Source organism: Streptomyces griseochromogenes (assembly GCF_001542625.1).
Lineage (GTDB): Bacteria > Actinomycetota > Actinomycetes > Streptomycetales > Streptomycetaceae > Streptomyces > Streptomyces griseochromogenes.
This window is the reverse complement of sequence record NZ_CP016279.1, coordinates 1,014,700-1,040,017: the sequence shown is the minus strand read 5'-3', so window position 1 is coordinate 1,040,017 and position 25,318 is coordinate 1,014,700. Positions and strand designations below refer to the sequence as shown.

The window sequence follows — 25,318 nt, the reverse complement described above, 5'->3', positions numbered from 1 at the left end:
TCACGCTCCCTTCTTCGCGCGTCGCTCGGTCGGCTGGGTCACCCGGTCCAGCATCAGGCCCAGGCAGACGATGGCCGCGCCGGCGACCAGGCCGGTCGCCAGGTCGCCCTGGGCGAGGCCGAAGGCGACGTTGTAGCCGAGGGCACCGCCGCCGACCAGGCCGCCGATGATGACGACGGCGAGGACCAGGACCACGCCCTGGTTGACGGCGAGCAGCAACGACCGCCTGGCGAGCGGGAGCTGGACCTGCCACAGCTGCTGGCGGCCACTCGCGCCGAGCGAGCGCGCCGACTCCAGCGCGGCCGGGTCGACCTGGCGCAGGCCCTGCGCGGTGATCCGGACGACGGCCGGCAGGGCGTAGACGACGGACGCGGCGACGGCGGGGGCACGGCCGACGCCGAACAGGGCGACGACCGGGATCAGGTACACGAACTGCGGCATGGTCTGGAACACGTCCATGACCGGGCGCAGCGCCCTCTCGAAGCGGTCGCTGCGGGCGGCGGCGATGCCGGTGGCGAAGCCGAGGACGAGGGTGACGGCGACGGCCGCGAGCACCTGCGAGAGCGTGTCGAGCGACGGCTCCCACACCCCGAGCACACCGATCGCGGCCATGGCGAGTACGGCGGTCAGCGCGGTGCGCCAGGTGCCGATCACCCAGGCCAGCGCGGCGACGAGGAGCAGCACCGACCACCAGGGCAGCCACTGCAGACCGCTGCGGACGGGGTCCAGGATCCAGGTGGTGAAGTGTCCCGCCCATTCGGCGGTGCCGCCGACGACCGGGACGCCGGAGTAGAGGTGGTCGACCATCCAGTCCTTGGCGGTGTTCACCGGCCCGGTGATGTCCAGGGTGGCGCCGGAGGGCCAGTCGAGGGCGCCGAGCAGCCGGGCGGCCAGCGCGAGCGCCACGGTGACCGCGAGGGCGTAGAGCCGGCCGATCGTGCGGGGGCGCTCGCTCGCGTCGGTGCCGTCCCCGGCCGCCGCGGTGACGCGGTCCAGGACGACCGCCAGCAGCACGATCGGGATGCCGGCCGCGAGGGCCGCGCCCACGTCGACGGAGGCGAGCGCCTGGTAGACGCGGTCACCGAGGCCGCCGGCGCCGATGACCGAGGCGATCACGGCCATGGACAGCGCCATCATGATCGTCTGGTTGAGGCCGAGCAGGAGTTCCTTGCGGGCCAGCGGGATGCGGGCGGTCAGCAGCCGCTGCCGGGGCGTCGCGCCGAGCGACTCCACGGCCTCCAGGACTTCGGGGTCGGCGCCGCGCAGGCCGAGCGCGGTGAGGCGGGCCATCGGCGGGGCCGCGTAGACGACGGTGGCGAGGACGGCCGCGGGGACGCCGATGCCGAAGACCAGGACGACGGGGAGGAGGTACGCGAACGCCGGGAGCACCTGCATGGTGTCCAGGACCGGGCGCAGGGCGCGGTCGAGGCGGTCGGAGAGACCGGCGGCGAGGCCGAGTACGACGCCGACGGCCACGGAGGCGAGGACGGCGACGACCATCAGCGCGAGGGTCTGCATGGTCGGTACCCACATGCCGAGCGCGCCGCAGGTCAGGAAGGCGAGCGCCGTGCCGGCAGCCAGGCGGAGGCCGGCGACCCGCCAGGCGACGAGGGCACCGAAGGCGGTGACGCCCGCCCAGCCCGCGGCGAGCAGCGTGAGGTAGACGGCGCGTACGGAGAGGACGACGGCGTTGCTGATGTAGCCGAAGAAGTAGAGGAACAGGGGGTGGCTGTCGCGGTTGTCGATGACCCAGTTGCTGGCTGAGGCCAGCGGCTTGGAGAGGTCGACGGTGAGGGCGTGCGGCCAGGCGCCGGCGCCCCAGTGGGCGTTGAGCGGGGGGACGAGGACGGCGGCGGCCAGGGCGAGCAGGAGGAGTTTGGCCACCGCTCTGTTCTTGAGGACGGGGACCTTGCGGGGGGTGGGGACGGTGAGGGTGGCCATCAGACGTCCTCCGGGCTGGTGCGGGGGGCGGGGGGCGTCGCTCGCCCGCGCTCGCGGGGGGCCTCCCCGGCGGCACGACCGCCCGCCGCCGCCACGGCGGCGTCGGCAACGGCGGCCACGACGGAATCGACGCCCTCGACCACATCGCCGTCCGCATCCGCGGCCACAGCGCTGTCTGCGGTCACGCCGTCGACGGCGGTTGCGGCCGCGGCGGAGTCTGCGTCCACCGGTGCCGTGGTGCCGTCGGTCGTGGTCACGTTTGCCACCACGCCCAGCAGCTGCGCGTGGTCGACCACGCCGACGCACTTGCCCTCGTCCATCACCCGGGCCGGAGCGCCCGCGCGGGCCACTGCCTCGATCGCCTCGGCCACCGGGGCCTCGGGGCGGACCGCGGGGCCGTCCGCCGCGTCCTGCGGGGACACCGGGCGCATGGCCGTGCGGCAGGTGACGACGTGTTCGCGCGGGACGTCGCGGACGAACTCGCGGACGTAGTCGTCGGCCGGGGAGGAGACGATCTCCTCGGGCGTGCCGAGCTGGACCACGCGGCCGTCGCGCATCAGGGCGATGCGGTCGCCGAGCTTCAGGGCCTCGGCGAGGTCATGGGTGATGAAGACCATCGTGCGGCCCTCCTCGCGGTGCAGACGGACCACCTCTTCCTGCATGTCGCGCCGGATGAGCGGGTCGAGCGCGCTGAAGGGCTCGTCGAAGAGGAGGACCTCGGGGTCGACGGCGAGCGCGCGGGCGAGCCCGACGCGCTGGCGCTGGCCGCCGGAGAGCTGGCCGGGGCGGCGCTTCTCCATGCCCTCCAGGCCGACCTTGGCGACGAACTCGGCGGCCCGCTCGCGCCGTTCGGCCTTGCCGACGCCCTGGATCTCCAGGCCGTAGGCCACGTTGTCCAGGACCGTGCGGTGCGGGAGCAGGCCGAAGTGCTGGAAGACCATGGCGGCGCGGTGGCGGCGCAGTTCGCGCAGGCGGGCCTTGTCCATGGCGCGCACGTCCTCGCCGTCGATGGCGATCCTGCCTGCCGTCGGCTCGATCAGCCGGGTCAGACAGCGCACGAGCGTGGACTTGCCGGAACCGGACAGGCCCATCACGACGAAGACCTCGCCCTTGCGCACGTCGAAGGAGACGTCCCGGACGGCGGCCGTGCAGCCGGTGCGCGAGCGCAGGTCGGCGGGGCTGAGCGTGCTGAGTTCCGGGTCGGCCGGGACGCGGTCGGCCTTCGGGCCGAAGACCTTCCACAGGCCGTCCACGGAGAAGACGGGGGTGCCGGCGGTGGGGGGCTTGCGGGTGGGGACCGTGAGCGTCATCGCGCACCACCTCCGATCAGGTCGACGGCCCTTTCCCCGACCATGAGCACCCCGATCATCGGATTGACGGCGGTCATGGTTGGGAAGACGGAGGCGTCGGCGATGCGTATGCCGTCGAGGCCGCGGATCCTCAGCTCGGGGTCGACCACGGCGAGTTCGTCATCGGCGGCGCCCATCTTGCAGGTGCCGGCGGGGTGGTACACCGTGTGGGCGACCTTGCGGGCGTACTCGCTCAGCTCCTCGTCGCCGGTGACGTCGGGGCCGGGGCACACCTCCCGCTTCAGCCAGCCCGCCAGCGGCTCGGCCTTGGCGATCTCGCGGGCGATGCGGATGCCGTCGACCAGCGTCTTGGCGTCGTAGTCGTCCTCGTCGGTGAAGTAGCGGAAGTCCAGCGCGGGCTTCACGGACGGGTCGGCACTGGTCAGGTAGAGGCGGCCGCGGCTCTTCGGCTTGGGGATGTTCGGGGTCATGGAGACGCCGAACTCCGGCCGCCGGTAACCCAGTCGCTCGGGATTGTCCGTGAACGGGATCTGGTAGAAGTGGAACATCAGGTCCGGGCCCGCGTGTTCGGGGTCGCGGCGGACGAACAGGCCCGCGTCGGAGTCCATCGCGGAGTTCTCCGGGATCGGTCCGTGGGTCTCCCAGACGATGACCGACTCGGGGTGGTCGAGCAGGTTCTCGCCGACGCCCGGCAGGTCGTGGACGACCGGGATGCCGAGGGTCTCCAGGTCCGCACGCGGTCCGATGCCCGAGTGCATCAGCAGGCGCGGGGAGTCGACGGCGCCGGCGCACAGCACGACCTCGCTCCGGGCGCGGATCAGCAGTTCCTCGCCGTCCTTGGTGCGCACGTGCACGCCCTCGGCGCGGGTGCCGCTCAGCTCCAGCTTGTGCGCCCAGGTCTCCAGGAGGACGCGGAGGTTGGGGCGTTCGTCCATCACCGGGTGCAGGTAGGCCACCGAGGCGGAGGAACGCTTGTTGTTCTCGGGGTGGTAGGCGAGGTCGAAGAAGCCGGCGCCCTCGGTGAACGGCTTCTTGTTGAAGCCCTCGACGCGGGGGACCCCGAGCGCCGACCGGGCGGCGTCCACGAAGTCGCGGGCGATGGCGTTCCGGTCCTTCTCGTCCACGGAGACGATGTTGTTGAGGAGGCGGGCGAAGTAGGCCTCCATGGGGACGGCGCCCCAGCCCTTGGCCCCGGCCGCCTCCCACTCGTCCCAGTCGGACGGGAGCGGCTTGAAGGAGATCAGGGTGTTGTGCGAGGAGCAGCCGCCGAGGACGCGGGCGCGGCTGTGCCGGATGTGGGAGTTGCCGCGGGGCTGTTCGGTGGTCGGGTAGTCGTAGTCGAGGTCGCCGCCGAGCAGGCCCATCCAGCGGCGCAGGGTCAGCACGTCGTCGCGGCCGACGTCGCTCGGGCCGCCCTCGATGACGGCGACGGTGACGTCCGGGTCCTCGGTGAGGCGGGAGGCGATGACGGATCCGGCGGTGCCGCCGCCGATGACGACATAGTCGTAGGTGTGCGTGTTCGTATGCTCAGGCAGGGGGTGGGACATGGGGGTGGTACTCCAGGTGGGGAGGTCGGCCGGGACGGGTCGGCGGCTCAGCCGGCGAACCAGCGCACCGGCTTCGGCGCGAGGTTCTGGTACACGTGCTTGGTCTCGCGGTACTCGGCGAGACCGGCCGGCCCCAGCTCGCGGCCCGTGCCGCTCTTGCCGAAGCCGCCCCACTCCGCCTGCGGCAGATAGGGGTGGAAGTCGTTGATCCAGACGGTGCCGTGGCGCAGCCGTCCCGCGACCCGCCGGGCCCGGCCGGCGTCGGCCGTCCAGACGGCGCCCGCGAGGCCGTACTCGGTGTCGTTGGCGAGGGACACCGCCTCCTCCTCGGTGCGGAAGGTCTCGACGGTGAGGACCGGCCCGAAGACCTCCTCGCGGACGACCTTCATCTCGCGGTGACAGCGGTCGAGGACGGTGGGCTCGTAGAAGTAGCCGGACTCGGGCCGCTGCGCGGCCGGCTCCGGGCGCTTGCCGCCGCAGCGCAGCACCGCGCCCTCGGCCAGGGCGGACGCGACGTACGCCTCGGTCTTGGCGCGCTGCTGCTCGGAGACGAGGGGGCCGCACTCGACGCCGTCCTCGGTGCCGCGGCCGAGCCGGATCTTCCCGGCGCGGCGGGCGAGTTCGGCGACGAAGCGGTCCCGCACGGATTCCTCGACGATGAGCCGGGCGCCGGCCGAGCAGACCTGGCCGCTGTGGATGAAGGCCGCGTTGAGGGCCTGGTCGACGGCGGTGTCGAAGCCCTCCTCGGTGGCGCAGGCGTCGGCGAAGACCACGTTGGGGTTCTTGCCGCCGAGTTCGAGGGCGACCTTCTTGACGGTCGGGGCGGCGGCCTGGGCGACCTTGGTGCCGCTGATCAGGCCGCCGGTGAAGGAGACCAGGTCGACGTCGGGGTGCTCGGCGAGACGGGCGCCGACGGTGTGACCGGGGCCGGTGACCAGGTTGGCGACACCGGCGGGCAGGCCCGCCTCGGCCAGCAGGTCGATCAGCGCGATGGTCGTCATCGGGGTGATCTCGCTGGGCTTGATGACGAAGGTGTTGCCGGCGGCGAGCGCCGGGGCGATCTTCCAGCTGGCCTGGAGCAGCGGGTAGTTCCAGGGTGTGATCATGGCGCAGACGCCGACCGGCTCATGGACGACGACGCTGTGGATGTCGGGCGAGCCCGCGTCGACGACCCGGCCGGGGGCCTCGGCGGCGACCAGGTCGGCGAAGTAGCGGAAGGCGTCGGCGACGCAGTCGATGTCGACGCGGCCCTCCTCGACGGTCTTGCCCGCGTCCCGGCTCTCCAGCAGGCCGAGTTCCTCGCGGTCGCGCACGAGGAGGTCGGCGACGCGGCGCAGCAGGGCGGCGCGCTCGGCGACGGGGGTGCCGGGCCAGGGTCCGCGGTCGAACGCCTGCCGGGCCGCGACCACCGCGCGCTCCGCGTCCTTCTCGTCACCCTCGGCGACCACGGCGAACGCCCGGGCGTCCGCGGGGTCGAGGATCTCGCGCGTGGCACCGGAGACCGCTTCCAGCCACTCGCCCCCCGCGTGGATGGTCGCCTGGGCCTGTCGTGCCGTTCTGTCCGCCATGATCGGTATTGCCTTCCGTTCCTGTTCAGTGCCCCTGTGTCACAGCTGTGTCACAGTCAGGGACCGTGACCGCCTGCCCCCGGGGGGCGGATCGCATGCGCAATCGACGACCGAAAGTGCGCCGCGTCACTGAAAATGCGGTCGAAAACGGACAAAAGTAGGCTGGAACAGGGGGCTTGGGGTGATCACGGAGGTACCGCGATGGCCGGACGACCGCTGATCTGTGCGGCGGCGAGCGTGGCTTTGCTGCTCACCCCCGCCCTGGCCGCGGCGGCACCCGCGGACGACACCGGCGATCCGGGCGCCCGCGAACTCGCCCGGGAGGCCGAGGACCACCTGCTCCACACCCACTCCCTCCACATGACGTGGACGGACCGGACCGCGGCCACGAAGAAGGGGGAAGTGGAGTCGATGGACCTGGCCCTGGACCGGGACGGCAACTGCGTCGGCACGGTACGAAAGGGCGCGGACGGCGGCGCCGTCGAGATCGTCAAACGGGGCGACGAGGTGTGGATGAAGGCCGACCGTGCGTACTGGAAGGCCGAGCTTTCGGGCAGCGAGGGCAACGCGGCGGCCGAGATGTTCAAGGACCGGTACGTCCACGGCACCACTCACGACGGCCCGCTCAAGAGCTGGGGCAAGGCCTGCGACCTGAACGCCTTCCAGAAGGACATGACCGGCTCGTTCGACGAGGAGTCGCTGGCGAAAGGCGACAGGACCGAGGTCGACGGCATCCCGGTGATCCCGCTGAAGGGCGAGGAGGACGGCACGCCGTTCACCCTGTACGTCACGTCGGACTCGCCGCACCTGCTGGTCGGGGGAACCCTGAAGGGCGACGGCACCGACCTGACGGTGAAGTTCTCGGACTACGGCGAGCCGGTGCCGTCCGCCACTCCTTCCGTGAAGGAGTCGGTGGACGTGTCCAAGCTGGAGGATCTGGAGAACCGCTGAGCGGCCATGGACCTCCCCGCAGTCATTTGACTAAAGTCAAAGAATGACGGAGCGAGTGTCGGCGGAGCAGGTCGAGGCCTTCCGCCGTTTCAACCGGTACTTCACCCGCCGCATCGGCGCCCTGGACGATCACTACCTGGGGCAGGACCGCCCCCTCGGAGAGGCCCGGCTGCTGTTCGAGATCGCCGACGGCACGGCCGGCGTCTCCCTGCGCGAGCTGCGCGGCAGGCTCGGGCTGGACGCCGGCTACCTCAGCCGGATGACCAAGGCACTGGAGGCGCAGGGCATGGTCCGCCTCGGCGTGCCCCCGCACGACAGCCGGCTGCGGACCGTCGAGCTGACCCCGGCCGGCCGCGCCGAGGTCCGCGAGCAGAACCGGCGGTCCGACGCCCTCGCCGCCGGGCTGCTCGACGGGCTCAGCCCGGACCAGCGGGCCGAGCTGACCGGCGCGATGGCGACCGCGCGGCGCCTGCTGCGGCTGGCGGGGATCACACTGGAGGCCGTCGACGGGGCCTCGCCCGACGCCCGGGCGTGCCTGGACGCGTACGCGGCCGACATCGACGCCCGCTTCCCGGAGGGCTTCGACCGGGCCGCCCTGGTCCGCCCCGAGGAGGTGACCGGGGACGCCGGTGCCTTCCTGGTCGCCTTCGAGGAGGGACGGCCGGTGGGCTGCGGGGCGCTGCGGCGCCTCGGGCCGGGGGTCGGTGAGATCCGGCATGTGTGGGTGAGCCCCGAGGCACGGCGGCTGGGTCTGGCCCGGCGGCTGCTGGACGGGCTGGAGCGGGAGGCACACACCCGCGGCCTGGGTGTCGTACGACTGGACACGCACGCCGCGCTCAGCGAGGCGCGGGCGATGTACCTGGCGTGCGGCTACACGGAGATCCCGCGCTACGACGACAACGTGTACGCCAGCCACTGGTTCGAGAAGCGGCTATCCCCTCCGGCCGGCTGACAGCTCCTCCAGTTCCCGGACGCACATGCGCAGCCAGGCGTGGGCCGGATCGGCGTCGTGGCGCGGATGCCAGGCCAGCCCCAGCCGCAGCGGCGGCAGGGGCACCGGCACCGGGAACGTCCTGAGTCCGAGCGCCGCCGCCATCGGCTCGGCCCTGCTGCCGATCATCCCCACCAGATCGGTGTCACGGATGGCGAAGAGGGAAGCGGGGAACGTCGCCACGCTGCCCACCACCCGCCGCTCCAGGCCGAGTTCGGCGAGCGCTCCGTCGACGGGTCCGTACAGCCTGCCCCGTCGCGAGACGGTGATGTGAGCGGCCTGGCCGGCGAACCGCTCCGGCGTCATCTCCCCCTCCAGCAGCGGGTGTCCGGCACGCACGACACCGACCATCCGGTCCTCGGCGAGTGCCTCCACATGCACCTCGGGCGCCACCGTGTCGATCACCCCCACTTCCAGGTCGGCGGTGCCCTCCCGCAGGTAGGGCACGTCCACGTGGCTCTCCGCCAGAAAACGGATCCGGATACCGGGCGCCTCCCGGGCGGCGCGCGCGAACAGGGCCGGGCCGAGGGACGCGGCGATCATGTCGTGGCCGAGGATCGCGAAGGTGCGTTCCACCGTCCTCAGGTCGGTGTCCCGGCCGGACCGGAACAGCGCGCGGGCCCGCTCCACCACCGCGCTCACCTCGGCCCGCACGGCGAGCGCGCGCGGCGTCGGCACCATCCGGCGCCCGGCCCGGACGAGGACCGGATCGCCGAGGGCCTTGCGGATCCGGCCGAGGGTGCGGCTCATCGCCGGCTCGGACAGGTGCAGCCGGCGGGCGGCCCCCTGCACGCTCTGCTCCTCCAGCAGAACGTCCAGGGCGACGAGCAGGTTCAGGTCCAGATCCGTGGATTGCGTCACGCGCAAGTATCCCATGCAAAGGTTGCACTGGAAGGCAGGTCAGGGCCGAGCCTACGGTGGCAGGGCATCCCCACCCACCGTCCAGCTCCCGGGAGGAGCCGTGCCCGCGCACGCCCTGAAACGCTCGACCCTCCTCACACTGTGCGCCTGCGTCCTGGTCGCCCAGAGCATGGTCGCCGCCATCAACCTGCTGATACCGCAGCTGAGTTCGTCCTCTCTGCACCCCTCGCACAGCGAGATCCTGTGGACGGTCGACGCGTACGTCATCGTCTTCGCCGGGCTCCTCGTCCCGGCCGGCGCGCTCGGCGACCGGCACGGCCGCAAGGGCGCGCTGCTCGCCGGACTCGGGCTGTTCGCGGCGGGCGCCGCCACCAGCGCGGTGGCGACCGGCCCGGCCCTGCTGATCGCGGGCCGGGGCCTGTCCGGCGCCGGAGCGGCCCTGATCACCCCGGCGACCCTGTCGATCCTGATGCAGCTGTCCGCGCCCGAGCACCGGGCCCGTTCGATGGCGGCCTGGACCCTGTCGATCGGGCTCGGCGGCGCCGCGGGCAACCTGGGCGGCGGACTGGTCGGCCAGTTCCTGTCCTGGCGCGCCCTGTTCGCGGTCATGGTCCCGCTCGCCGCGGTGCTCTCCGCCGCCGTCGCCGTCACCACCCCGCGCACCGAACGCTCCGCCTCCAGCAACCTCGACCCGCTCGGCACCCTGCTGCTCACCACGGGCCTGGTCGCGGTCCTGTTCGGCATCATCGAGGGCCCGTCCTACGGCTGGACCTCCGCCCGTATCCTCGGTGCCTTCGCCGCGGGCGCCCTGCTGATCGCCGTCTTCGCGCTGCACGCCCTGCGCGCGTCCGCCCCGCTGTTCGACCCGCGCGTCTTCGCCTCCTCCCGGCTGCGCGCCGCCTCCCTCGGCACGGCCACCGGATTCTTCGGCCTGTTCTCCCTCTTCTTCGTCAACTCCCAGTACCTGCAGGACCTGAAGGGCTTCGGCGCGGCCCTCACCGGCGTCGCGATCATGCCGCTGCCCGTCGGCATGGCGGTCTCCCAGCGGCTGGCGGGGCGCTGGGCGGGCCGCCCCCGCGCGGTCATCGGCACCGGACTGGCCCTGATCGGCCTCGGCCTGCTCGGTGTGTCCACCGCCGGCGCAAGCACCCCCTACGGGGTCTACGCCTGCTGGCTGCTGGTCATCTCCGCCGGCACGGGTCTCTCCATGCCCGCCCTGACCTTCGGCGTGGTCAGCTCGCTCCCGCCCCACCAGGCGGGACTCGGCTCCGGCCTCGCCACCACCGCCCGTGAGACCGGCGCCGCCCTGGGCGTCGCGGTCACCGGAACCGTCCTGTCCGCCCACGCCGGCCTCGGCGCCGGCATGGGCCCGGCGCTGCGCACCGTCGCGCTGGTGGTGCTGGCGGCGACGGCGCTGGTGATCACCGGGTACGGCCGCCGGGCCGACTCACGCACCCTCGCGTCCGGCCCGGAGCGCGTACTGTCGCGGTCGGCGCGCTCCTGAGCGCTGTGGCCGGTCCTCACCAAGCCGTTCCGGGCGCCGCGCAAACGCGGAACCCGGTGACCGCGCCCGCTACGCGCACGAGGCATCCGTCGGGCAGAAGGACGCCAGCGCCGTCGTGAGCGGCCCGCGGACCAGGCCGTCGGACAGGCTCTCCGGGCCACTGGCGCGGATCGCGTACAGCGTGCCGTCGGCCGCCCGGAAGCGGTGGTCCACGACCCGGCGGGCTCCCTTGTCCCGGTCGTCGTAGCGGTACGACAGCTCGGTCCAGGTGTCCGCGGAGCGCCGGGCGAGGGCCCGGTAGCCGGGCTCGTGGGAGTAGCCGTAGACCGGGTCGTGCTCGGCCAGGTCCAGGGACTCGGTCACGGTGGGCTCGGCCAGCTCGAAGATCTGCAGCAGGCGGCCGTCGGACGGGGCGTCGTAGAAGACCACGGCCGCCTTCTCGCCCTGCTTCTGCCGCCTCGTCCAGCCCTCGGGGACGGCGAGGGTGTACCCGACGGGGTCGTGGACGAGGCGGTAGCCGGCGGGGGCCGACCTCGAGGGGGACGGGGTGGCGGTGGTGGAGGGGGCCGGGGCGGAGACGGAGACACCGGTGGCCGGAGCGGATGCCGCCGGGGAGCCGCTGTCAGCACGGTCCTGCCCGAGATACCAGACCCCGAAGCCGGAACCTGCGCCGATCAAGGCCATGGCAACGACCAGGGCGACCAGCCGGCCGCCGTCGACACGGCGAGGTGCGGGGTCGTACGACGGTGAGGGGACCGGGACGGGCGGGGGCGGGACCGGAGCCGTGGTGCCGGCGGATGCCCGGGGCAAGAGCGGCGGGAGCGGGGCCGATTGGGTCTGTGCCGAGGCCCAGGGCGGCGGGGCGCTCGGTGCTCCGGGCGACCAGGCCGCCTGGCCTCTGTCGTCACCGGGCCCGCAGTCGTGCCCCTCCTCGCTGTTCCATCCGTTCCAGCCGCTCATCGCGAACCCCCCGAATCGCCCTTCCCCTGACCGCTTTTGACAGTAGCGGCGAAAACGGGCGCGGGCCCCGCTCCGGACGAAACCGGAACAGGGCCCGCACAGGCTCGCGGCGAAACCGCCGGAGGCAGGACTCAGATGAGGCCCAGGGAGCGGACCGCCTCGCGCTCCTCCTCGAGCTCCTTGACGGAGGCCTCGATGCGGGCGCGGGAGAACTCGTTGATCTCCAGGCCCTGGACGATCTCGTACTTGCCGTCCTTGCAGGTGACCGGGAAGGAGGAGATCAGGCCCTCCGCGACGCCGTAGGAGCCGTCCGACGGGATGCCCATGGAGGTCCAGTCGCCCTCGGCGGTGCCGTTGACCCAGGTGTGGACGTGGTCGATCGCGGCGTTGGCGGCGGAAGCGGCCGACGAGGCACCACGGGCCTCGATGATCGCGGCACCGCGCTTGGCGACGGTCGGGATGAAGTCCTCGGCCAGCCACTTCTCGTCATTCACGGTCTCGGCGGCGTTCTTGCCGGCGACCGTGGCGTGGAAGATGTCCGGGTACTGGGTGGCGGAGTGGTTGCCCCAGATGGTCAGGCGCTTGATGTCGGCGACCGTGGTGCCCGTCTTCTTCGCGAGCTGGGTCAGCGCGCGGTTGTGGTCCAGGCGGGTCATCGCGGTGAAGCGCTCGGCCGGCACGTCCGGGGCGGCGGCCTGCGCGATGAGCGCGTTGGTGTTGGCCGGGTTGCCGACGACGAGGACCTTGATGTCGTCCGCGGCGTGGTCGTTGATGGCCTTGCCCTGCGGCTTGAAGATGCCGCCGTTGGCCTCCAGCAGGTCGCCGCGCTCCATGCCCTTGGTGCGCGGGCGGGCGCCGACGAGGAGGGCCACGTTGGCGCCGTCGAAGGCGACGTTCGGGTCGTCCGAGATCTCGATGCCCTGGAGCAGCGGGAACGCGCAGTCGTCCAGCTCCATGGCCGTGCCCTCGGCGGCCTTGAGCGCCGGGGTGATCTCCAGGAGGCGCAGCTTGACCGGCACGTCCGCGCCGAGCAGCTGGCCGGAGGCGATGCGGAAGAGCAGGGCGTAACCGATCTGGCCGGCCGCGCCGGTGACGGTGACGTTCACGGGAGTGCGGGTCATGGCGTTCTCCGTATGACAGCTGGCGGTGGGGCGTCACTGCCCCGGCGGATGATCGATCTCTTGGCGTCAAGAGAATCCAGCGGTCAGGCTATCGCGCATCCGGCATGCGAGACGTCCGGGGCCCTGTGGCTCACCCCACAAGTCTCATTCGTGGTTCCTTCGGACGCGAGCTGCATAAAGGGGCGGCCGCCCGTCCGGGAGAGGAGGACGAGGACGGCCGCCGCTGGGGGGCACCGGTTCACCGGATTCCCGTGGGGGTACGGTTCGCGTGCCCAGGATCCGGCGGCCCATGCGTTCCTCACCCGAATTCCGCCCGAATTGATGCGCGGCCCCCGCTCCGTGCCCCCGGGTCCGCTACTTCGTGCACCCCGTCCGCCCGGAGGCGAGGGTCGCGCAGGCCTTGGCCTCGGCCGCGTTCTTCACGGCGACCATCGGGGTGTAGGCGATGGTGTCCCCCACGGCGGTGATGTCACCCGACTGCCGGGCCTTGCCCGCCGAGACCTCGACCCGGTCGCCCTGGGTCGCGCGGGTGATCCGTCCCCAGGCCGCACCGCAGGCTTTGCTGTAGCGGACCTCCAGCGTGGTGGTGCCGACGGTGGCGGTCTGAGCGGTGGTCACCAGGTCACCGGTGCACCCCATGGCCTCCGCGTCCTTGCCGGAACAGGCCGAGCCGCCGCACTTGACCCCGGCGGGCACGCTGGGGCCCGAGCTGGCCGTCGGCGACGGCGACTTGGTGCCGCCCGCCTTCTTGTCGCCGCCGCCCTGCTGGGTGAAGAAGAAGACGGCCGCGACGACGACGAGGACACCGGCGACGCCCGCGAGGAACATCGTCAGCCGCCCCTTGGGCCCGGCCCCCTTGGCCGGTGCGGCGGTACCGGGCCGCTGGGCCGTGGACCGCAGGTCGTAAGGATTCGGCGCACCCGGCGTCCGCCCGGGAGCGTCCGGCGTGACGGGGGGCCGCGCGCCGGCGCCGGGGCGGCCGGTCAGCGGCGACGGGCCCTGGTAGCCGGCCAGGCCCCAGGAGTTGGCGCCGGAGGAGGCCTCGGAACCGTCCGCCGTCTCGGATTTCGCGGGTTTCCCGGGTTCGTCGGCCTCGGACGCCGTCGGCTGGGGCGGGATGGTCGGTGAGACCCCCGCGGGTCCCGCGATGCCCGGGGTCGGACGGGCAGCGGCGCCCTTGCGGGCCGTCTTGGTCCCGCTCGTGCCCTCGGCCTCGGCCGCCCCGAACTCCCCGAGCGCGGCCCGCGCCTGGGAGATACGGATCTGCTCCATCGTCCGGTCGTGCCGCATCTCGGCCCGGCTCCAGGCGCGTTCGGCCAGCTCCCACATGGTGGTGAGATGGACCGGGTTGGTGCCGGTGACCTCGGCGAGCGCGACGATCGCGCCCTTGGGCGCGAGAAGCCGGCCGCCCAGGTAGCGCTCCCAGGACGTCTTGCTGTAGCCGGTCCGGTCCGCCAGCGCCGCGATGCTCAGTCCGCTGCGGTCCACGAGCCGGCGCAACTGGCTCGTGAACTCCTTGATCTGCGGATCCAGCTCATCCGGCAAGGCTTTCCAACGAGGCATTGCTTCCCCCCTCTTTCCCCCCGGTTGGTGCAGTTGGTTCCCCGCGCTCCCCGCACGTGCCCGGCGCCGGACCGGTCGTCACCGGCGCGGCCCCGTTCTGGCTACCCACAGGGATGCGCTGACTAAGGATCCCAGTTCCCGGAGTGGGGGCGCACAGGAGCACCGGCTCCCGCGGGCGTGCCCCGGTTTCCACGGGGTCTTCGTACCGTATCCCCGATTTCGTCGACACATCGACATGTTGGCGGCAGATGTGGCAGGGCGCGGACACCGTAGCGGAACGGTCACTTCCCTGCCACAGCGCACAGACAGGCGTTGAACAGGCCGTTCACGGCGGGAAGTCTGGTTTCGACGGCGGCCCGTCCTTGCTCGGGGGAGGGGGCGGGCCGCCGTTCCCACGCTCCGCTCGGCCGTTCAACCGCCCGGGGTGACCAGGCCCGTCTCGTACGCCACCACCACCGCCTGGGCCCGGCTGCCCAGTTCGAGTTTGGTCATCGTGCGGTTGAGGTGGGTCTTGACCGTCGCCTCGCTGATGTAGAGGCGGTCGGCGATCTCCAGGTTGGACAGGCCGCGGGCGGTGAGCCTGAGGACCTCGGTCTCGCGTGCGGTGAGCACATCGAGCCCGGGCGGCGAGGCCGCGTCGTCGGCGGCGGCGGGGGCCTGGGGGCGGGTGAAGGCCTCGACCAGGCGCCGGGTGACGCTGGGCGCGAACAGGGCGTCGCCGCCGTCGACCGCGGTGATCGCGGCGAGCAGCCGCTCGGGCCCGGAGTCCTTCAGCAGGAACCCGGCGGCCCCGGCGCGCAGCGCCCCGTACACGTACTCGTCGAGGTCGAAGGTGGTCAGCACGAGCACCCGGGGCGCCTCGCCGGGGGCCTGGGCGAGGATGCGCTCGGTGGCCTCGATGCCGTTCATGCCGGGCATCCGGATGTCCATGAGGATCACGTCGGGCCGGGTCTCGGCGGCGAGCCGCACGGCCTCCTCGCCGTCGCCCGCCTCGCCCACCACCTCGAAGCCGGGCGCGGCGTCCAGCAGGCCCACGAGCCCGGCGCGGATGAGGAACTGGTCGTCGACGACGAGCACTGTGGTCATCGCGTACGGTCGTCCCCCCGCCGTGTGTTCGCGGCCGAGGTGGGCAGGGTCAGCTGGACCTGGTAGCCGCCCTCGGCGCGTGGGCCGACGCTGATCGTCCCGCCGTAGAGCTTGGCCCGTTCCCGCATGCCGATCAAGCCGTGTCCGGCGCCGGTGGAGACTCTGTCCGGATTCACCCCCTCTCCGTCGTCGGTGACGCGGACGGTCAGGCCGTGGGAGCCGTAGCTCAGCTCCACGCGCGCGCGTGCCGGGCCCGCGTGCTTGAGGACGTTGGTGAGGGCTTCCTGGACGACGCGGTAGGCGCACAGTTCGACGCCCGGCGGCAGCGGCCGTTCGGTGCCCTCGACGGCCAGGTCCACCCGGAGGCCGCCGGACCGTACCCGCTCCAGGAGGTCGCCGAGCCGGGCCAGGGTGGGCATGGGGGCACCCTCGGGGGCCTCGGGGTCCTCCTCGCGCAGCACCTGGAGCATGCGCCGCAGCTCCTCCAGGGCCTCGCCGCTGGTGTCCGCGATGGTGCCGAGCGCCCCGCGGGCCTTGCCGGGGTCGGAGTCGAAGACGAAGCGGGCCAGGCCCGCCTGGACGGAGATCACCGACATGTGGTGGGCGACCACGTCGTGCAGCTCCCGTGCGATCCGCCCCCGTTCCTCGGCGACCGCGCGCCGGGCCCGCTCGGCCTGTTCCGCGCGCAGCCGGCGGGTCAGTTCGGCGGAGCGGCGGGCCAGGTGCCCGAACCAGACCAGCACCGAGCAGTACAGCAGTGCCTGCCCGAGCACGGAGGCCATGGAAGGGGTGTGGCTGACCACCCCGGCGTACGCCCACACCCCGGTCATGCAGGCCGCGCAGGCGAGCGCGGTGCGCACCGGGCGGACCGAGGCGACCGTGTAGAGGGCGAGCATCGAGCCGAAGGTGCACACCACCGGCCAGTAGCCGAGGGTGATGTAGACGAGCGCGGCCGCCTGGACGGCGGCGAAGACACCGACGGGCCACCGGCCGCGCAGCGCCACCGGCAGATGCGCGAGGGCGACCAGGACGTAGGCGCGGGCATCGAGATCCGGCCAGCCCTGCGACCGCGACTCCTGCCCCAGCAGGACGGCGACCACGGCCATGGCCGTCGCGATCAGCGTGTCCACGACGAGCGGTCGGGGCGTCCTCGGGTGCATCGCCGCAGGGTAACGCCCGAAGCGGGGCCGGGGAGTCAACCGGTCGCGGTACCACGGAAGTTGCAGGAGGGCGACGGCGTCTCCCCCGTCAGAGGGGGGAAGGTGGTCCCGCAGGGGGACGCGGGGACCGGGCGGGCGGCCGTAGCGTCGACGACGGGGGGTATGGCGGTGGCCCGCGTCCCCGGGGGAGACGCGGGCCACCGTCGTGCGGGCGCCGCTATTTGGTGAGCGTGAAGTGCAGGGTGTCCTTCAGGAACGGGATCACCAGCCATGGCCGGGGCTGGGCCATCATCGTCAGCAGGACGATCGTGAGGCCCAATATCCCGTAGGTGGCGATGTCCGTGAAGCGCGAGCGGACGGCGAGCATGCCGACGCTGGGCAGTATCCAGCGCATGACCGCTCCGGCCAGCAGGGCGGCGCCGATCAGCAGGGTGCCCCAGCGGAACACGTCGAGCGCGGTCAGCAGCAGGCCGAGTGCGACCGAGCCCAGCACGACCAGCAACGGCCACTGCCGGGCGGGTGCCGGGGCGTCGCCGGGCGCGGCCCGGCCGCCGCCCTCGGGCCGCGCGGTGTCCCGGGTGATCCGCGGGAAGCGGCGCGTGGTCCGCTTCGGGCTCCCGCCGGCCTCGGGGGCGGTGGGGCCGGCGCTGTGGTGGGTGTTCTCAGCCGGCACTGCGCTCCGCCGCCTCGACCACGTTGACCAGCAGCTGCGCGCGGGTCATCGGACCCACGCCGCCCGGGTTCGGGGAGATCCAGCCGGCCACCTCGGTCACGTCCGGGTGGACGTCGCCGACGATCTTCCCCTCGGCGTTGCGGGAGACGCCGACGTCCAGGACGGCCGCGCCCGGTTTGACGTCCTCGGCGCCGATCAGGTGCGGGACGCCGGCGGCCGCGATGATGATGTCGGCCCGCTTGAGGTGGGCGGACAGGTCACGGGTGCCCGTGTGGCACTGGGTCACCGTGGCGTTCTCGCTGCGCCGGGTGAGCAGCAGCGGCATGGGGCGGCCGATGGTCACGCCCCGGCCGACGACCACGACCTCGGCGCCCTTGATCTCGACGCCGTGGGCCCGCAGCAGGGAGATGATGCCGTTGGGGGTGCAGGGCAGCGGCGCGGGCTCGTTCAGGACGAGACGGCCGAGGTTCATCGGGTGCAGGCCGTCCGCGTCCTTGGCCGGGTCCATCAGTTCCAGGATGCGGTTCTCGTCGATGCCCTTGGGCAGCGGGAGCTGGACGATGTAGCCGGTGCAGGCCGGGTCCTCGTTGAGCTCCCGGACGACCGCCTCGATCTCCTCCTGGGTCGCCGTGGCCGGCAGCTCGCGCTGGATGGAGGCGAGGCCGACCTGTGCGCAGTCGCGGTGCTTGCCGGCGACGTACTTCTGGCTGCCGGGGTCGTCCCCGACCAGGATCGTGCCGAGGCCGGGCGTGACGCCCCTCTTCTTCAGCGCCGCCACGCGGGCGGTCAGATCGGACTTGATCGCGGCTGCGGTGGCCTTGCCATCGAGAATCTGGGCGGTCATGTCACCATCCTCGCGGATGACCGGCTCCCGGTTCCAATCCGGGTGTTCCCTGGCCGGTCCCGGGCTCCCGGCCGACCGCCCGCCCTTGATCGATGATGTTGCACTTGCACAACACCTCGCGAATCCGGCTGGACAAAAATCGGCCTTTCCTACCACGATGAGCGGCGCAGTATCGCGGTCCGGTTGGGGGGCAAACCGCTCAGATCCTGACGTACCTCCGTTCCTTCCGCGTCGTCCCCGCAGTGTCAACGGAGGAAAGTCGCCATGAGTTTCGGCACGCCCAACAACCCCTACGGACCGGGCCAGAACCCCCAGCAGGGCTACGGCTACCCGCAGCAGCAGCCGGGGTACCCGCAGGCCCCCCAGGGCGTGCCGCCGCAGCAGGGTTACGGCTACCCGCAGCAGCCGGGTTACCCGGGCTACCCGCAGCAGGGCGGTTACGGGATGCAGCCGAATTACGCGAACTGGGGTCAGCGGGTCCTCAGCAAGCTGATCGACGGTGCCTTGTACATGGTCGTCTACCTCCCCATCGCCATCATCGGCGAGAAGGCGGGCGTTCCGATTCTGGGGCTCATCAGCTTCGTCGCCATGATCGGTGTCATCATCTGGCAGGTGATCCAGGAGGGGAAGACCGGCCAGACGGTCGGCAAGAAGGTGGTCGGCACCCGCACGCTCAAGGAGGACACCGGCCAGCCGCTCGGCGGAGGCATGGCGTTCGTGCGCCAGCTGGCCCACTTCCTGGACGGCCTGCCCTGCTACCTCGGCTACCTGTGGCCCGCCTGGGACGCCAAGCGCCAGACGTTCTCGGACAAGGTGTGCGGCTCGATCGTGATCCGCTCGCAGTGAGCTGAACGCACATCACGCGACAGTACAGTTCGCGCCATTTCAACACCGAGGGCCGTGTCTCACCCGTCCAGGGGGAGGCACGGCCCTGGTGTGTCCCCCTAGGCTGACTGGGGTAGACGCTCTGACCGGGGTAGCCGTCAGGCACGGGGAGACGCACCTTGTACAGCATCATCGTCGTACCTCCGCCGACCCCGGAGGACCGAGAGCACCGCGACCAGATCCGGCTCGCCCCCGGCGAGCGCCTCACCTTCGGCCGGGCGTCGGGCAACGATCTGGCGATCCCGCACGACGGGGTCTCACGCCGGGCCGGCGAGCTCAGCGCCCAGGGCGCGTTCTGGATACTGAGCAACCTGTCCGCACGGCAGACGTACGTCGTGGAGAACCCCGAGGGCGCGGGCGAGCACATCAAGGTGGGCCCGGGCCGGCTCGACGCGCCCGTCCCGTTCGAGTTCTCGCGGATCGTGCTGCCCGCCGCCGGGGACCTGCTGCCGATCGAGGTATGGGCGCCGCGCCACGACTACCTGCGCGACGGCGCCGGTCCGGACGGCGACACCACGGCCCCGGCCTTCTCCGTCGACCGCACCAAGCGCTACTTCGCCGTCCTGGCCGCCCTGTGCGAACCGCGACTGCGCGGCGAGCCGCACGCCCCGCTGCCCACCGTCGACCAGGTCGTCGACCGGCTGCGCCCCGCCTGGCCGGCCGCCTCGCGCACCTCGGTGCAGTGGAACATCGACTACCTGGCCGTGAAGCTGCGTCTCAAGCCCGGCCCGGAGACCGCGGACACGGGCCCCCGCCTCAACGGCAAGAAGGAGTCGCTGGTCTCGCTGGCGCTCCGCTTCGACCTCGTGCGCGAGGACGACCTGGTCGTCCTGTCCGGATCCGGCACCGCGAGCCGGGCGGCCCGATGACGGAGGCGTACGCCGTGCCGGTGCCGAGGGGCTACCGGGTCGGCGGCTGGGAGGTGCGCGAGCCGATCGCGACGGGCGCCTTCGGCAGCGTGTACGCGGGCCGGCGCACCGGCACCGGTGACCGCGAACTGCCGCCCGCGGCCGCCCTGAAGTTCCTGCCCACCGGTACCGGCACCCCGCGTCAACTGGCCCACCTGCGCGAACTCATCGAGCGCGAGGTCGACCTGTACCGCAGGCTCAGACGGCCGCGACTGATCCGGATGTACGAGACCCTCGTCGTCGACGACCCGGCCCGCCCCGAACTCGACGGCGCCACGGTCCTCGTCCTGGAGAGGGCCGAAGGATCACTGTCCGCCCTGCTCTCCGCCTCGCCCCGGCCGGCCGCCGGGCCCGCACTGCTCGCCCAGATCTGCGAGGGGCTGGCGCAACTGCACCGGGCGGGCTGGGTGCACGGGGATCTGAAACCGGCCAATGTGCTGCTGATGGCGGACGGCTCGGCACGGCTCGCCGACTTCAACATGGCCGCCGAGCTGGAGGGCACCCACGCCTACACCCCGGCCTTCTCCACCCCCGACTACACCCCGCCCGAGCTGCTGTGGGCGGAGATCGGCGAACGCGGCCGGCGGATCCGCCCCTCCGCCGACGTGTGGGCCTTCGGTGTGCTCGCCCACCTCGTCCTCACGGACTCCTTCCCGCTGTCCGGCGTCACCCCCACGGCCCGCCGCGACGCGGCCGCCGCCTACGCCCGCGGCACGGACGAACTGCGTCTTTCGCCCGAACTCCCGGACGCCTGGCGGGAGATCATCCGTGACTGCCTGGCCCGTACGCACGCCGCGCGCATCACCACCGAGGCACTGCTCAGCCGTGTCGAGGCGGCCGCCGGCACGGGCCGCTCGCCGCGGCTGCCCCGGCTGTTCCCGCGCCGCAGGCGCCGGCAGGCGGTGATCGCCGGAGCCGCGGCCGCCACCGCGGCCGTCGCGGCCCTCGGCTACGGCATCAGCACCTGGGCCACGGACCGGCACGACCAGGCCCGCGATGCCTCCTCGGCCGGTTACGGCGCCTCGGAACTGCGGACCGACAAAGGCGTTCCGGTCGCCTACCGCCGGCTCATCGTGAACTCCGCCCACGCATGCGCCCAGTCCGACGTCACCCCCGCGCTCATCGCGGCGATGCTGAAGGCCGAGAGCAACTTCGACCCGAACCTCTCCGACCCCGGCAAGCAGGAGTTCGGCATCGCCCGCTGGACGCCGGGCGTGCTGCGCTGGTGGATGCGCGAGGACGGCGTCCCCGCGTCGGCGACGCCGACGCCACCGCTGTCCCCTTCCGTGTCCATCCCGGCCATGGGCCGCTATCTGTGCTTCATCGACTCCCACCTGAAGGACGGTCTGCGCGGAGACAAGCGGGTGCTGACCGCGGCCGGATACCGGACGTCGTACAAGAAGGTGAACGACGCGGGCGGAGTTCCCCCGAAGTACCGCGCCTACTCGGCCCGCGTCGCTCACTACCTCAAGGAGTACACGCCCCCGGGAAAGAAGTGACCCTGAGACTTCCGAGGTACCGGCGAACGGGCGCCGGCGGCACGGTGGAACCGCTCCGTCACGGCGGAGCGACCACACCGCACGTTCACATGGGGGAATCACGTGAACATCGCCAAGCCCGCCGCACTGCTCGTCGCGGCCACCGCTCTGCTCGCCGGCTCCACGGCCTGGGCCACCGCCGCCACCCCGGACGGAACCCGGGTCACCGGGCTCCGGGCCGCGGCCGACCAGGTGCTCGCGGGGCACCCGAAGCCCCTGCAGGTCGCCGCCGACAAGGTCCGGTACGACGGCCTGACCCTCACGACGGCACCGAAGGGGAAGGTCGCCGCCAAGGACCTGGACTGCGCCTACGGTCACCTGTGCATGATCGTCAACGGCACCAAGTTCGACTTCTACAAGTGCCAGACCTGGGCCGTCCACAACTGGACCGGCGACGGCCCGTTCACCAACAACCAGACACCGGGCACGGTCGCCAGGTTCTACAACCAGGACGGCAGCGTCCGCTGGACCTCGACGGCCTACCAGGCCGGCACCGCGACCTGGGACCCGATCTGGTCCCTGCGCCCCTGCTGACACGGACGCGGCCCAAGCGCGACGGCCTCCGGCTCCCTCGGGGGAGGGCCGGAGGCCGTCGGCGCGCGCGGATCAGTGGAAGAAGTGGCGCGTGCCCGTGAAGTACATGGTCACGCCCGCCTTCTTGGCGGCCTCCACGACGAGTTCGTCACGGATCGAGCCGCCCGGCTGGACGATCGCCCGGACGCCGGCGCCGATGAGGATCTCGGGGCCGTCGGGGAAGGGGAAGAAGGCGTCGGAGGCCGCGTAGGAGTCGCGTGCCCGCTCCTCGCCCGCCCGCTCGACCGCCAGCTTGCAGGAGTCGACACGGTTGACCTGGCCCATGCCGACGCCGACGGAGGCGCCGTCCTTGGCGAGCAGGATCGCGTTGGACTTCACCGCGCGGCACGCCTTCCAGGCGAAGGCCAGCTCCTTGAGCTCCTCCTCGGAGAGCGCCTCGCCGCTGGCCAGCGTCCAGTTGGCCGGGTCGTCGCCGTCGGCCTGCAGCCGGTCGGTGGCCTGGAGCAGCACACCGCCGTCGATCTGCTTGGCCTCCAGCCGGTTGCACGGGCCGTTCGGGGCCTTCAGCACGCGGATGTTCTTCTTCTTGGCGAGGGCCTCCAGAGCCCCCTCCTCGTAGTCCGGCGCCACGATGACCTCGGTGAAGATCTCCGCGACCTGCTCGGCCATCTCCTTGCTGACCGGGCGGTTCACGGCGATCACACCGCCGTACGCGGACACCGGGTCGCAGGCGTGCGCCTTGCGGTGCGCCTCGGCGACGTCCGCGCCGACGGCGATGCCGCAGGGGTTCGCGTGCTTGATGATCGCGACACAGGGCTCGTCGTGGTCGTACGCGGCACGGCGGGCGGCGTCCGTGTCCGTGTAGTTGTTGTACGACATCTCCTTGCCGTGCAGCTGCTCGGCGTCGGCGAGGCCGCTGCCCGCGGCGGAGCCGCTGTCGGATGCAGTGTCCACGTACAGGGCTGCGTCCTGGTGCGGGTTCTCGCCGTAGCGCAGGGTGTTCTTGCGCTCGTAGGTGGCGCCGAGGAAGTCCGCGAAGCCCGACTCGTCCACGGGGGCGTAGGAGGACGCGAACCAGGAGGCGACGGCCACGTCGTAGGCGGCCGTGTGCTGGAAGGCCTCGGCCGCCAGGCGCTTACGGGTGGTGAGGTCGAAGCCGCCGGACTGCACGGCGTCGAGGACGTCGGCGTACCGCTCGGGGCTGGTCACCACGGCCACCGACGGGTGGTTCTTGGCGGCGGCGCGCACCATGGACGGGCCGCCGATGTCGATCTGCTCGACGCACTCGTCGTCCGAGGCGCCGGAGGCGACCGTCTCGCGGAACGGGTAGAGGTTGACGACGACCAGGTCGAACGGCTCCACACCCAGCTCGGCGAGCTGCTCGCGGTGGCTGTCCAGACGCAGGTCGGCGAGGATGCCGGCGTGCACCTTCGGGTGCAGGGTCTTGACCCGGCCGTCCAGGCACTCGGGGAAGCCGGTCAGCTCCTCGACCTTGGTGACGGGGACACCGGCGGCGGCGATGCGCCCGGCCGTGGACCCGGTGGAGACGAGCTCGACACCGGCGTCGTGCAGGCCGCGCGCGAGGTCTTCGAGGCCGGTCTTGTCGTAGACGCTGACGAGCGCCCGGCGGATGGGCCGCTTGGTGCTCTCGGCGGTGGCGGTCACTGGATAACTACCTTTCGTCCCTCAATGCGATAGCCGTTGCGGGCGAGCCGCCCCACGACCTCGACGAGCAGCCTTCGCTCGACTTCCTTGATGCGCTCGTGCAGCGCGCTCTCGTCGTCCTCGTCCCGGACCTCGACCACGCCCTGGGCGATGATCGGCCCGGTGTCGACCCCGTCGTCGACGAAGTGGACGGTGCAGCCGGTGACCTTGACGCCGTACGCGAGTGCGTCCCGCGCGCCGTGGGCCCCGGGAAAACTGGGCAGCAGGGCAGGATGCGTGTTGACGAACCGCCCGCCGAAGCGCGCGAGGAATTCCTTCCCGACGATCTTCATGAACCCGGCGGATACCACGAGGTCGGGTTCGTGGGCGGCCACGGCTTCGGCGAGGGCGGCGTCCCACTCCTCGCGCGTCGCGTGGTCCTTCACCCGGCACACGAAGGTCGGCAGCCCGGCCCGCTCGGCACGGGCGAGCCCCTCGATGCCGGTGCGGTCCGCCCCGACGGCGACGATCCGCGCGCCGTACGACTCGGCTCCGGTGCGCTCGATCTCGTCCAGCAGCGCCTGCAGATTGGTGCCGGATCCGGAGACCAGCACGACGAGGCGCCTGGCCGCTCGGCCTTCGGGGGTGGCGGCCACGGTGAGGCCCTTTCTCGGGAAGGCGGTGTGTCCGGTCGGCCCTTTGTACAGTCGTACGAATGCTTCGCGCCCCGGGATACGGGGAAGTCTACGAAGCGGCCGACCGTCAGCAACGATACCGGCACTCCGCGAGGCCCCCACGGGACGGGTGCGTGGCCGGAAGGTAGCGTTCGGAAGGAATCGAGAACGAGCAGCCTCGGGAACGCGGTCGTCGTGCGGCGCGTTCATGAGGTGGAAGCTCTCGTCGGACTGACGTATTCACCTAGGGGAAGACGCTCTTTTGATGCCCGATCGCAGCCTGCGACTCCTCACGTTCCCCCCGCGCCCGGCCCAGGGAGGCGAGCGTGGCGCCGTGCTGCTGCGAGAGCGGCCGGCCTCGCCGCCCGAGGCACCTTCGGGCGGTCGGGACGGCGACGGACGCGGCGGTGAGCAGCAGGAGGACAACCCCTTCGCGCCACCGCCGGAGGGCACCCCCGACCGGCCGTGGCAGCCCCGCCACCCCGAGGGGTCATCGGGCTCCGGAGGCGGCTCCCCCTGGGGCAGCCGGTGGAGCGACCACCAGCCCGGCCGCTCCCCCGGCGGCTTCGGCGAGCGCCCCGGCGGCGGCCCCGAGGGTCCGGGCGGCCCGACCGGGCCCGGCATGCGCTGGGACCCGACGGACCCGGCCCAGCGCCGCGCTCGCTACGCGCTTCTGTCCGGTATGTGGGCCGTCTTCTTCGTCCTGTTCGGCTGGCCCTACGTGGCTCTGCTGCTGGGCTCGCTGGCCCTGTACTGGGGCATCAGCGCCCTGCGCGCCAGGCCCCGCACCCCCGGCCCGGACGCCCCGGCCGCCCCCACGGGCCCCCGCCCGCAGGTCACGGCGGCGATCGGCGGCCTGGTCACGGCCTGTCTGGCCCTGGCCCTGGTGGGCACGAGCTTCGCCGTGCAGTTCGTCTACCGGGACTACTACACCTGCGTCAGCGACGCCCTGACCCACGAGGCCAAGCAGTCCTGCGACCAGCTCCTGCCGAAGGAGCTGCGGGGGATGCTGGGGGTCGGGAACAGCTAGGGCTCGCGCCTGCGGGGCCGGGGTC

At 72.4% G+C, this 25,318-nt stretch carries 22 protein-coding genes; 8 read left to right on the top strand and 14 right to left on the bottom strand.

The genetic code is table 11. The features are described 5' to 3' along the window. From AVL59_RS04920 to AVL59_RS04905, 4 genes are read right to left on the bottom strand one after another with little or no spacing between them, the layout of a single operon-like run. A complete protein-coding gene (locus tag AVL59_RS04920) occupies positions 1-1,941 on the bottom strand; it encodes an ABC transporter permease (RefSeq protein ID WP_067299954.1) in 1,941 nt (646 codons plus the stop codon). Then, complete coding sequence (locus tag AVL59_RS04915; RefSeq protein WP_067299953.1) at positions 1,941-3,251, bottom strand: quaternary amine ABC transporter ATP-binding protein; 1,311 nt, start codon at positions 3,249-3,251, stop codon at positions 1,941-1,943. Before AVL59_RS04915 ends, AVL59_RS04920 begins: the two co-directional genes overlap by 1 nt. Further along, a complete protein-coding gene (locus AVL59_RS04910) occupies positions 3,248-4,798 on the bottom strand; it encodes a GMC family oxidoreductase (protein ID WP_067299952.1) in 1,551 nt (516 codons plus the stop codon). The genes AVL59_RS04915 and AVL59_RS04910 overlap by 4 nt, the downstream gene beginning before the upstream one ends. 47 nt (positions 4,799-4,845) lie before the next feature. Continuing rightward, positions 4,846-6,366 (bottom strand): aldehyde dehydrogenase family protein, encoded by a 1,521-nt coding sequence (locus tag AVL59_RS04905; RefSeq protein ID WP_067299951.1) that lies wholly within the window; start codon positions 6,364-6,366, stop codon positions 4,846-4,848. 201 nt (positions 6,367-6,567) lie between these two features. Here AVL59_RS04905 and AVL59_RS04900 point away from each other — a divergent pair, with 201 nt between their 5' ends. Both AVL59_RS04900 and AVL59_RS04895 read left to right on the top strand, forming a co-directional pair. Beyond that, complete coding sequence (locus AVL59_RS04900; RefSeq protein ID WP_067299950.1) at positions 6,568-7,317, top strand: hypothetical protein; 750 nt, start codon at positions 6,568-6,570, stop codon at positions 7,315-7,317. Positions 7,318-7,360: 43 nt separating this feature from the next. Further along, positions 7,361-8,269, top strand: coding sequence for a bifunctional helix-turn-helix transcriptional regulator/GNAT family N-acetyltransferase (locus AVL59_RS04895; RefSeq protein ID WP_079146528.1), 909 nt, complete (start codon positions 7,361-7,363; stop codon positions 8,267-8,269). On the opposite strand, the gene AVL59_RS04890 is transcribed toward AVL59_RS04895, so the two are convergent. Next, a complete protein-coding gene (locus AVL59_RS04890; RefSeq protein WP_372450356.1) occupies positions 8,249-9,175 on the bottom strand; it encodes a LysR family transcriptional regulator in 927 nt (308 codons plus the stop codon). The two genes, AVL59_RS04895 and AVL59_RS04890, sit on opposite strands and share 21 nt — an antisense overlap. A gap of 94 nt (positions 9,176-9,269) precedes the next feature. Here AVL59_RS04890 and AVL59_RS04885 point away from each other — a divergent pair, with 94 nt between their 5' ends. After that, positions 9,270-10,673, top strand: coding sequence for an MFS transporter (locus AVL59_RS04885; RefSeq protein WP_067299947.1), 1,404 nt, complete (start codon positions 9,270-9,272; stop codon positions 10,671-10,673). Positions 10,674-10,742: 69 nt separating this feature from the next. Here the strand turns inward: AVL59_RS04885 and AVL59_RS50280 are convergent, their stop codons facing one another. The 7 genes from AVL59_RS50280 to AVL59_RS04850 all read right to left on the bottom strand — a co-directional run bounded on the left by AVL59_RS50280 (position 10,743) and on the right by AVL59_RS04850 (position 18,080). Further along, entirely contained in the window at positions 10,743-11,483 is a 741-nt protein-coding gene (locus AVL59_RS50280; RefSeq protein WP_237281436.1) for a hypothetical protein, read from the bottom strand. A 281-nt stretch (positions 11,484-11,764) separates the two neighbouring features. Further along, entirely contained in the window at positions 11,765-12,754 is a 990-nt protein-coding gene (locus tag AVL59_RS04875; RefSeq protein ID WP_067299945.1) for a malate dehydrogenase, read from the bottom strand. Between the two features lie 354 nt (positions 12,755-13,108). Continuing rightward, a complete protein-coding gene (locus tag AVL59_RS04870) occupies positions 13,109-14,299 on the bottom strand; it encodes a DUF2690 domain-containing protein (protein ID WP_067299944.1) in 1,191 nt (396 codons plus the stop codon). Positions 14,300-14,728: 429 nt separating this feature from the next. Then, on the bottom strand, positions 14,729-15,403 hold the full coding sequence (locus AVL59_RS04865) for a response regulator (RefSeq protein WP_067299943.1): 675 nt from the start codon (positions 15,401-15,403) through the stop codon (positions 14,729-14,731). After that, positions 15,400-16,563, bottom strand: coding sequence for a histidine kinase (locus AVL59_RS04860; RefSeq protein WP_067299942.1), 1,164 nt, complete (start codon positions 16,561-16,563; stop codon positions 15,400-15,402). Before AVL59_RS04860 ends, AVL59_RS04865 begins: the two co-directional genes overlap by 4 nt. A 217-nt stretch (positions 16,564-16,780) precedes the next feature. Beyond that, positions 16,781-17,236: a DUF3017 domain-containing protein gene (locus AVL59_RS04855; RefSeq protein WP_067299941.1), complete on the bottom strand. Its 456-nt coding sequence runs from the start codon at positions 17,234-17,236 to the stop codon at positions 16,781-16,783. Further along, positions 17,226-18,080: a bifunctional methylenetetrahydrofolate dehydrogenase/methenyltetrahydrofolate cyclohydrolase gene (locus AVL59_RS04850; protein ID WP_067299940.1), complete on the bottom strand. Its 855-nt coding sequence runs from the start codon at positions 18,078-18,080 to the stop codon at positions 17,226-17,228. The genes AVL59_RS04855 and AVL59_RS04850 overlap by 11 nt, the downstream gene beginning before the upstream one ends. A 264-nt stretch (positions 18,081-18,344) precedes the next feature. Between AVL59_RS04850 and AVL59_RS04845 the strand changes: the two genes are divergently transcribed. The 4 genes from AVL59_RS04845 (at position 18,345) to AVL59_RS04830 (ending at position 21,945) form a co-directional block, all read left to right on the top strand. Further along, positions 18,345-18,926 (top strand): RDD family protein, encoded by a 582-nt coding sequence (locus tag AVL59_RS04845; RefSeq protein WP_067299939.1) that lies wholly within the window; start codon positions 18,345-18,347, stop codon positions 18,924-18,926. A gap of 158 nt (positions 18,927-19,084) precedes the next feature. Continuing rightward, positions 19,085-19,834, top strand: coding sequence for an FHA domain-containing protein (locus tag AVL59_RS04840; protein ID WP_067299938.1), 750 nt, complete (start codon positions 19,085-19,087; stop codon positions 19,832-19,834). Then, positions 19,831-21,372, top strand: coding sequence for a serine/threonine protein kinase (locus tag AVL59_RS04835; RefSeq protein WP_067299937.1), 1,542 nt, complete (start codon positions 19,831-19,833; stop codon positions 21,370-21,372). The genes AVL59_RS04840 and AVL59_RS04835 overlap by 4 nt, the downstream gene beginning before the upstream one ends. Before the next feature lie 102 nt (positions 21,373-21,474). Then, positions 21,475-21,945, top strand: coding sequence for a hypothetical protein (locus AVL59_RS04830; RefSeq protein WP_067299936.1), 471 nt, complete (start codon positions 21,475-21,477; stop codon positions 21,943-21,945). A gap of 72 nt (positions 21,946-22,017) precedes the next feature. Here the strand turns inward: AVL59_RS04830 and purH are convergent, their stop codons facing one another. After that, positions 22,018-23,610, bottom strand: coding sequence for a bifunctional phosphoribosylaminoimidazolecarboxamide formyltransferase/IMP cyclohydrolase (purH, locus tag AVL59_RS04825; RefSeq protein ID WP_067299935.1), 1,593 nt, complete (start codon positions 23,608-23,610; stop codon positions 22,018-22,020). Further along, positions 23,607-24,245, bottom strand: coding sequence for a phosphoribosylglycinamide formyltransferase (gene purN / locus AVL59_RS04820; RefSeq protein WP_067299934.1), 639 nt, complete (start codon positions 24,243-24,245; stop codon positions 23,607-23,609). The genes purH and purN overlap by 4 nt, the downstream gene beginning before the upstream one ends. A 283-nt stretch (positions 24,246-24,528) precedes the next feature. Here purN and AVL59_RS04815 point away from each other — a divergent pair, with 283 nt between their 5' ends. Beyond that, entirely contained in the window at positions 24,529-25,293 is a 765-nt protein-coding gene (locus AVL59_RS04815; protein WP_067299933.1) for a hypothetical protein, read from the top strand. Positions 25,294-25,318: the final 25 nt, after the last annotated feature.

Coding starts and splice junctions, on each gene's coding strand:
- AVL59_RS04920 (WP_067299954.1), bottom strand. CDS start 1,941: ATGGCCACCCTCACCGTCCCCACCCCCCGCAAGGTCCCCGTCCTCAAG.
- AVL59_RS04915 (WP_067299953.1), bottom strand. CDS start 3,251: ATGACGCTCACGGTCCCCACCCGCAAGCCCCCCACCGCCGGCACCCCC.
- AVL59_RS04910 (WP_067299952.1), bottom strand. CDS start 4,798: ATGTCCCACCCCCTGCCTGAGCATACGAACACGCACACCTACGACTAT.
- AVL59_RS04905 (WP_067299951.1), bottom strand. CDS start 6,366: ATGGCGGACAGAACGGCACGACAGGCCCAGGCGACCATCCACGCGGGG.
- AVL59_RS04900 (WP_067299950.1), top strand. CDS start 6,568: ATGGCCGGACGACCGCTGATCTGTGCGGCGGCGAGCGTGGCTTTGCTG.
- AVL59_RS04895 (WP_079146528.1), top strand. CDS start 7,361: ATGACGGAGCGAGTGTCGGCGGAGCAGGTCGAGGCCTTCCGCCGTTTC.
- AVL59_RS04875 (WP_067299945.1), bottom strand. CDS start 12,754: ATGACCCGCACTCCCGTGAACGTCACCGTCACCGGCGCGGCCGGCCAG.
- AVL59_RS04865 (WP_067299943.1), bottom strand. CDS start 15,403: ATGACCACAGTGCTCGTCGTCGACGACCAGTTCCTCATCCGCGCCGGG.
- AVL59_RS04860 (WP_067299942.1), bottom strand. CDS start 16,563: ATGCACCCGAGGACGCCCCGACCGCTCGTCGTGGACACGCTGATCGCG.
- AVL59_RS04850 (WP_067299940.1), bottom strand. CDS start 18,080: ATGACCGCCCAGATTCTCGATGGCAAGGCCACCGCAGCCGCGATCAAG.
- AVL59_RS04845 (WP_067299939.1), top strand. CDS start 18,345: ATGAGTTTCGGCACGCCCAACAACCCCTACGGACCGGGCCAGAACCCC.
- AVL59_RS04835 (WP_067299937.1), top strand. CDS start 19,831: ATGACGGAGGCGTACGCCGTGCCGGTGCCGAGGGGCTACCGGGTCGGC.
- AVL59_RS04815 (WP_067299933.1), top strand. CDS start 24,529: ATGCCCGATCGCAGCCTGCGACTCCTCACGTTCCCCCCGCGCCCGGCC.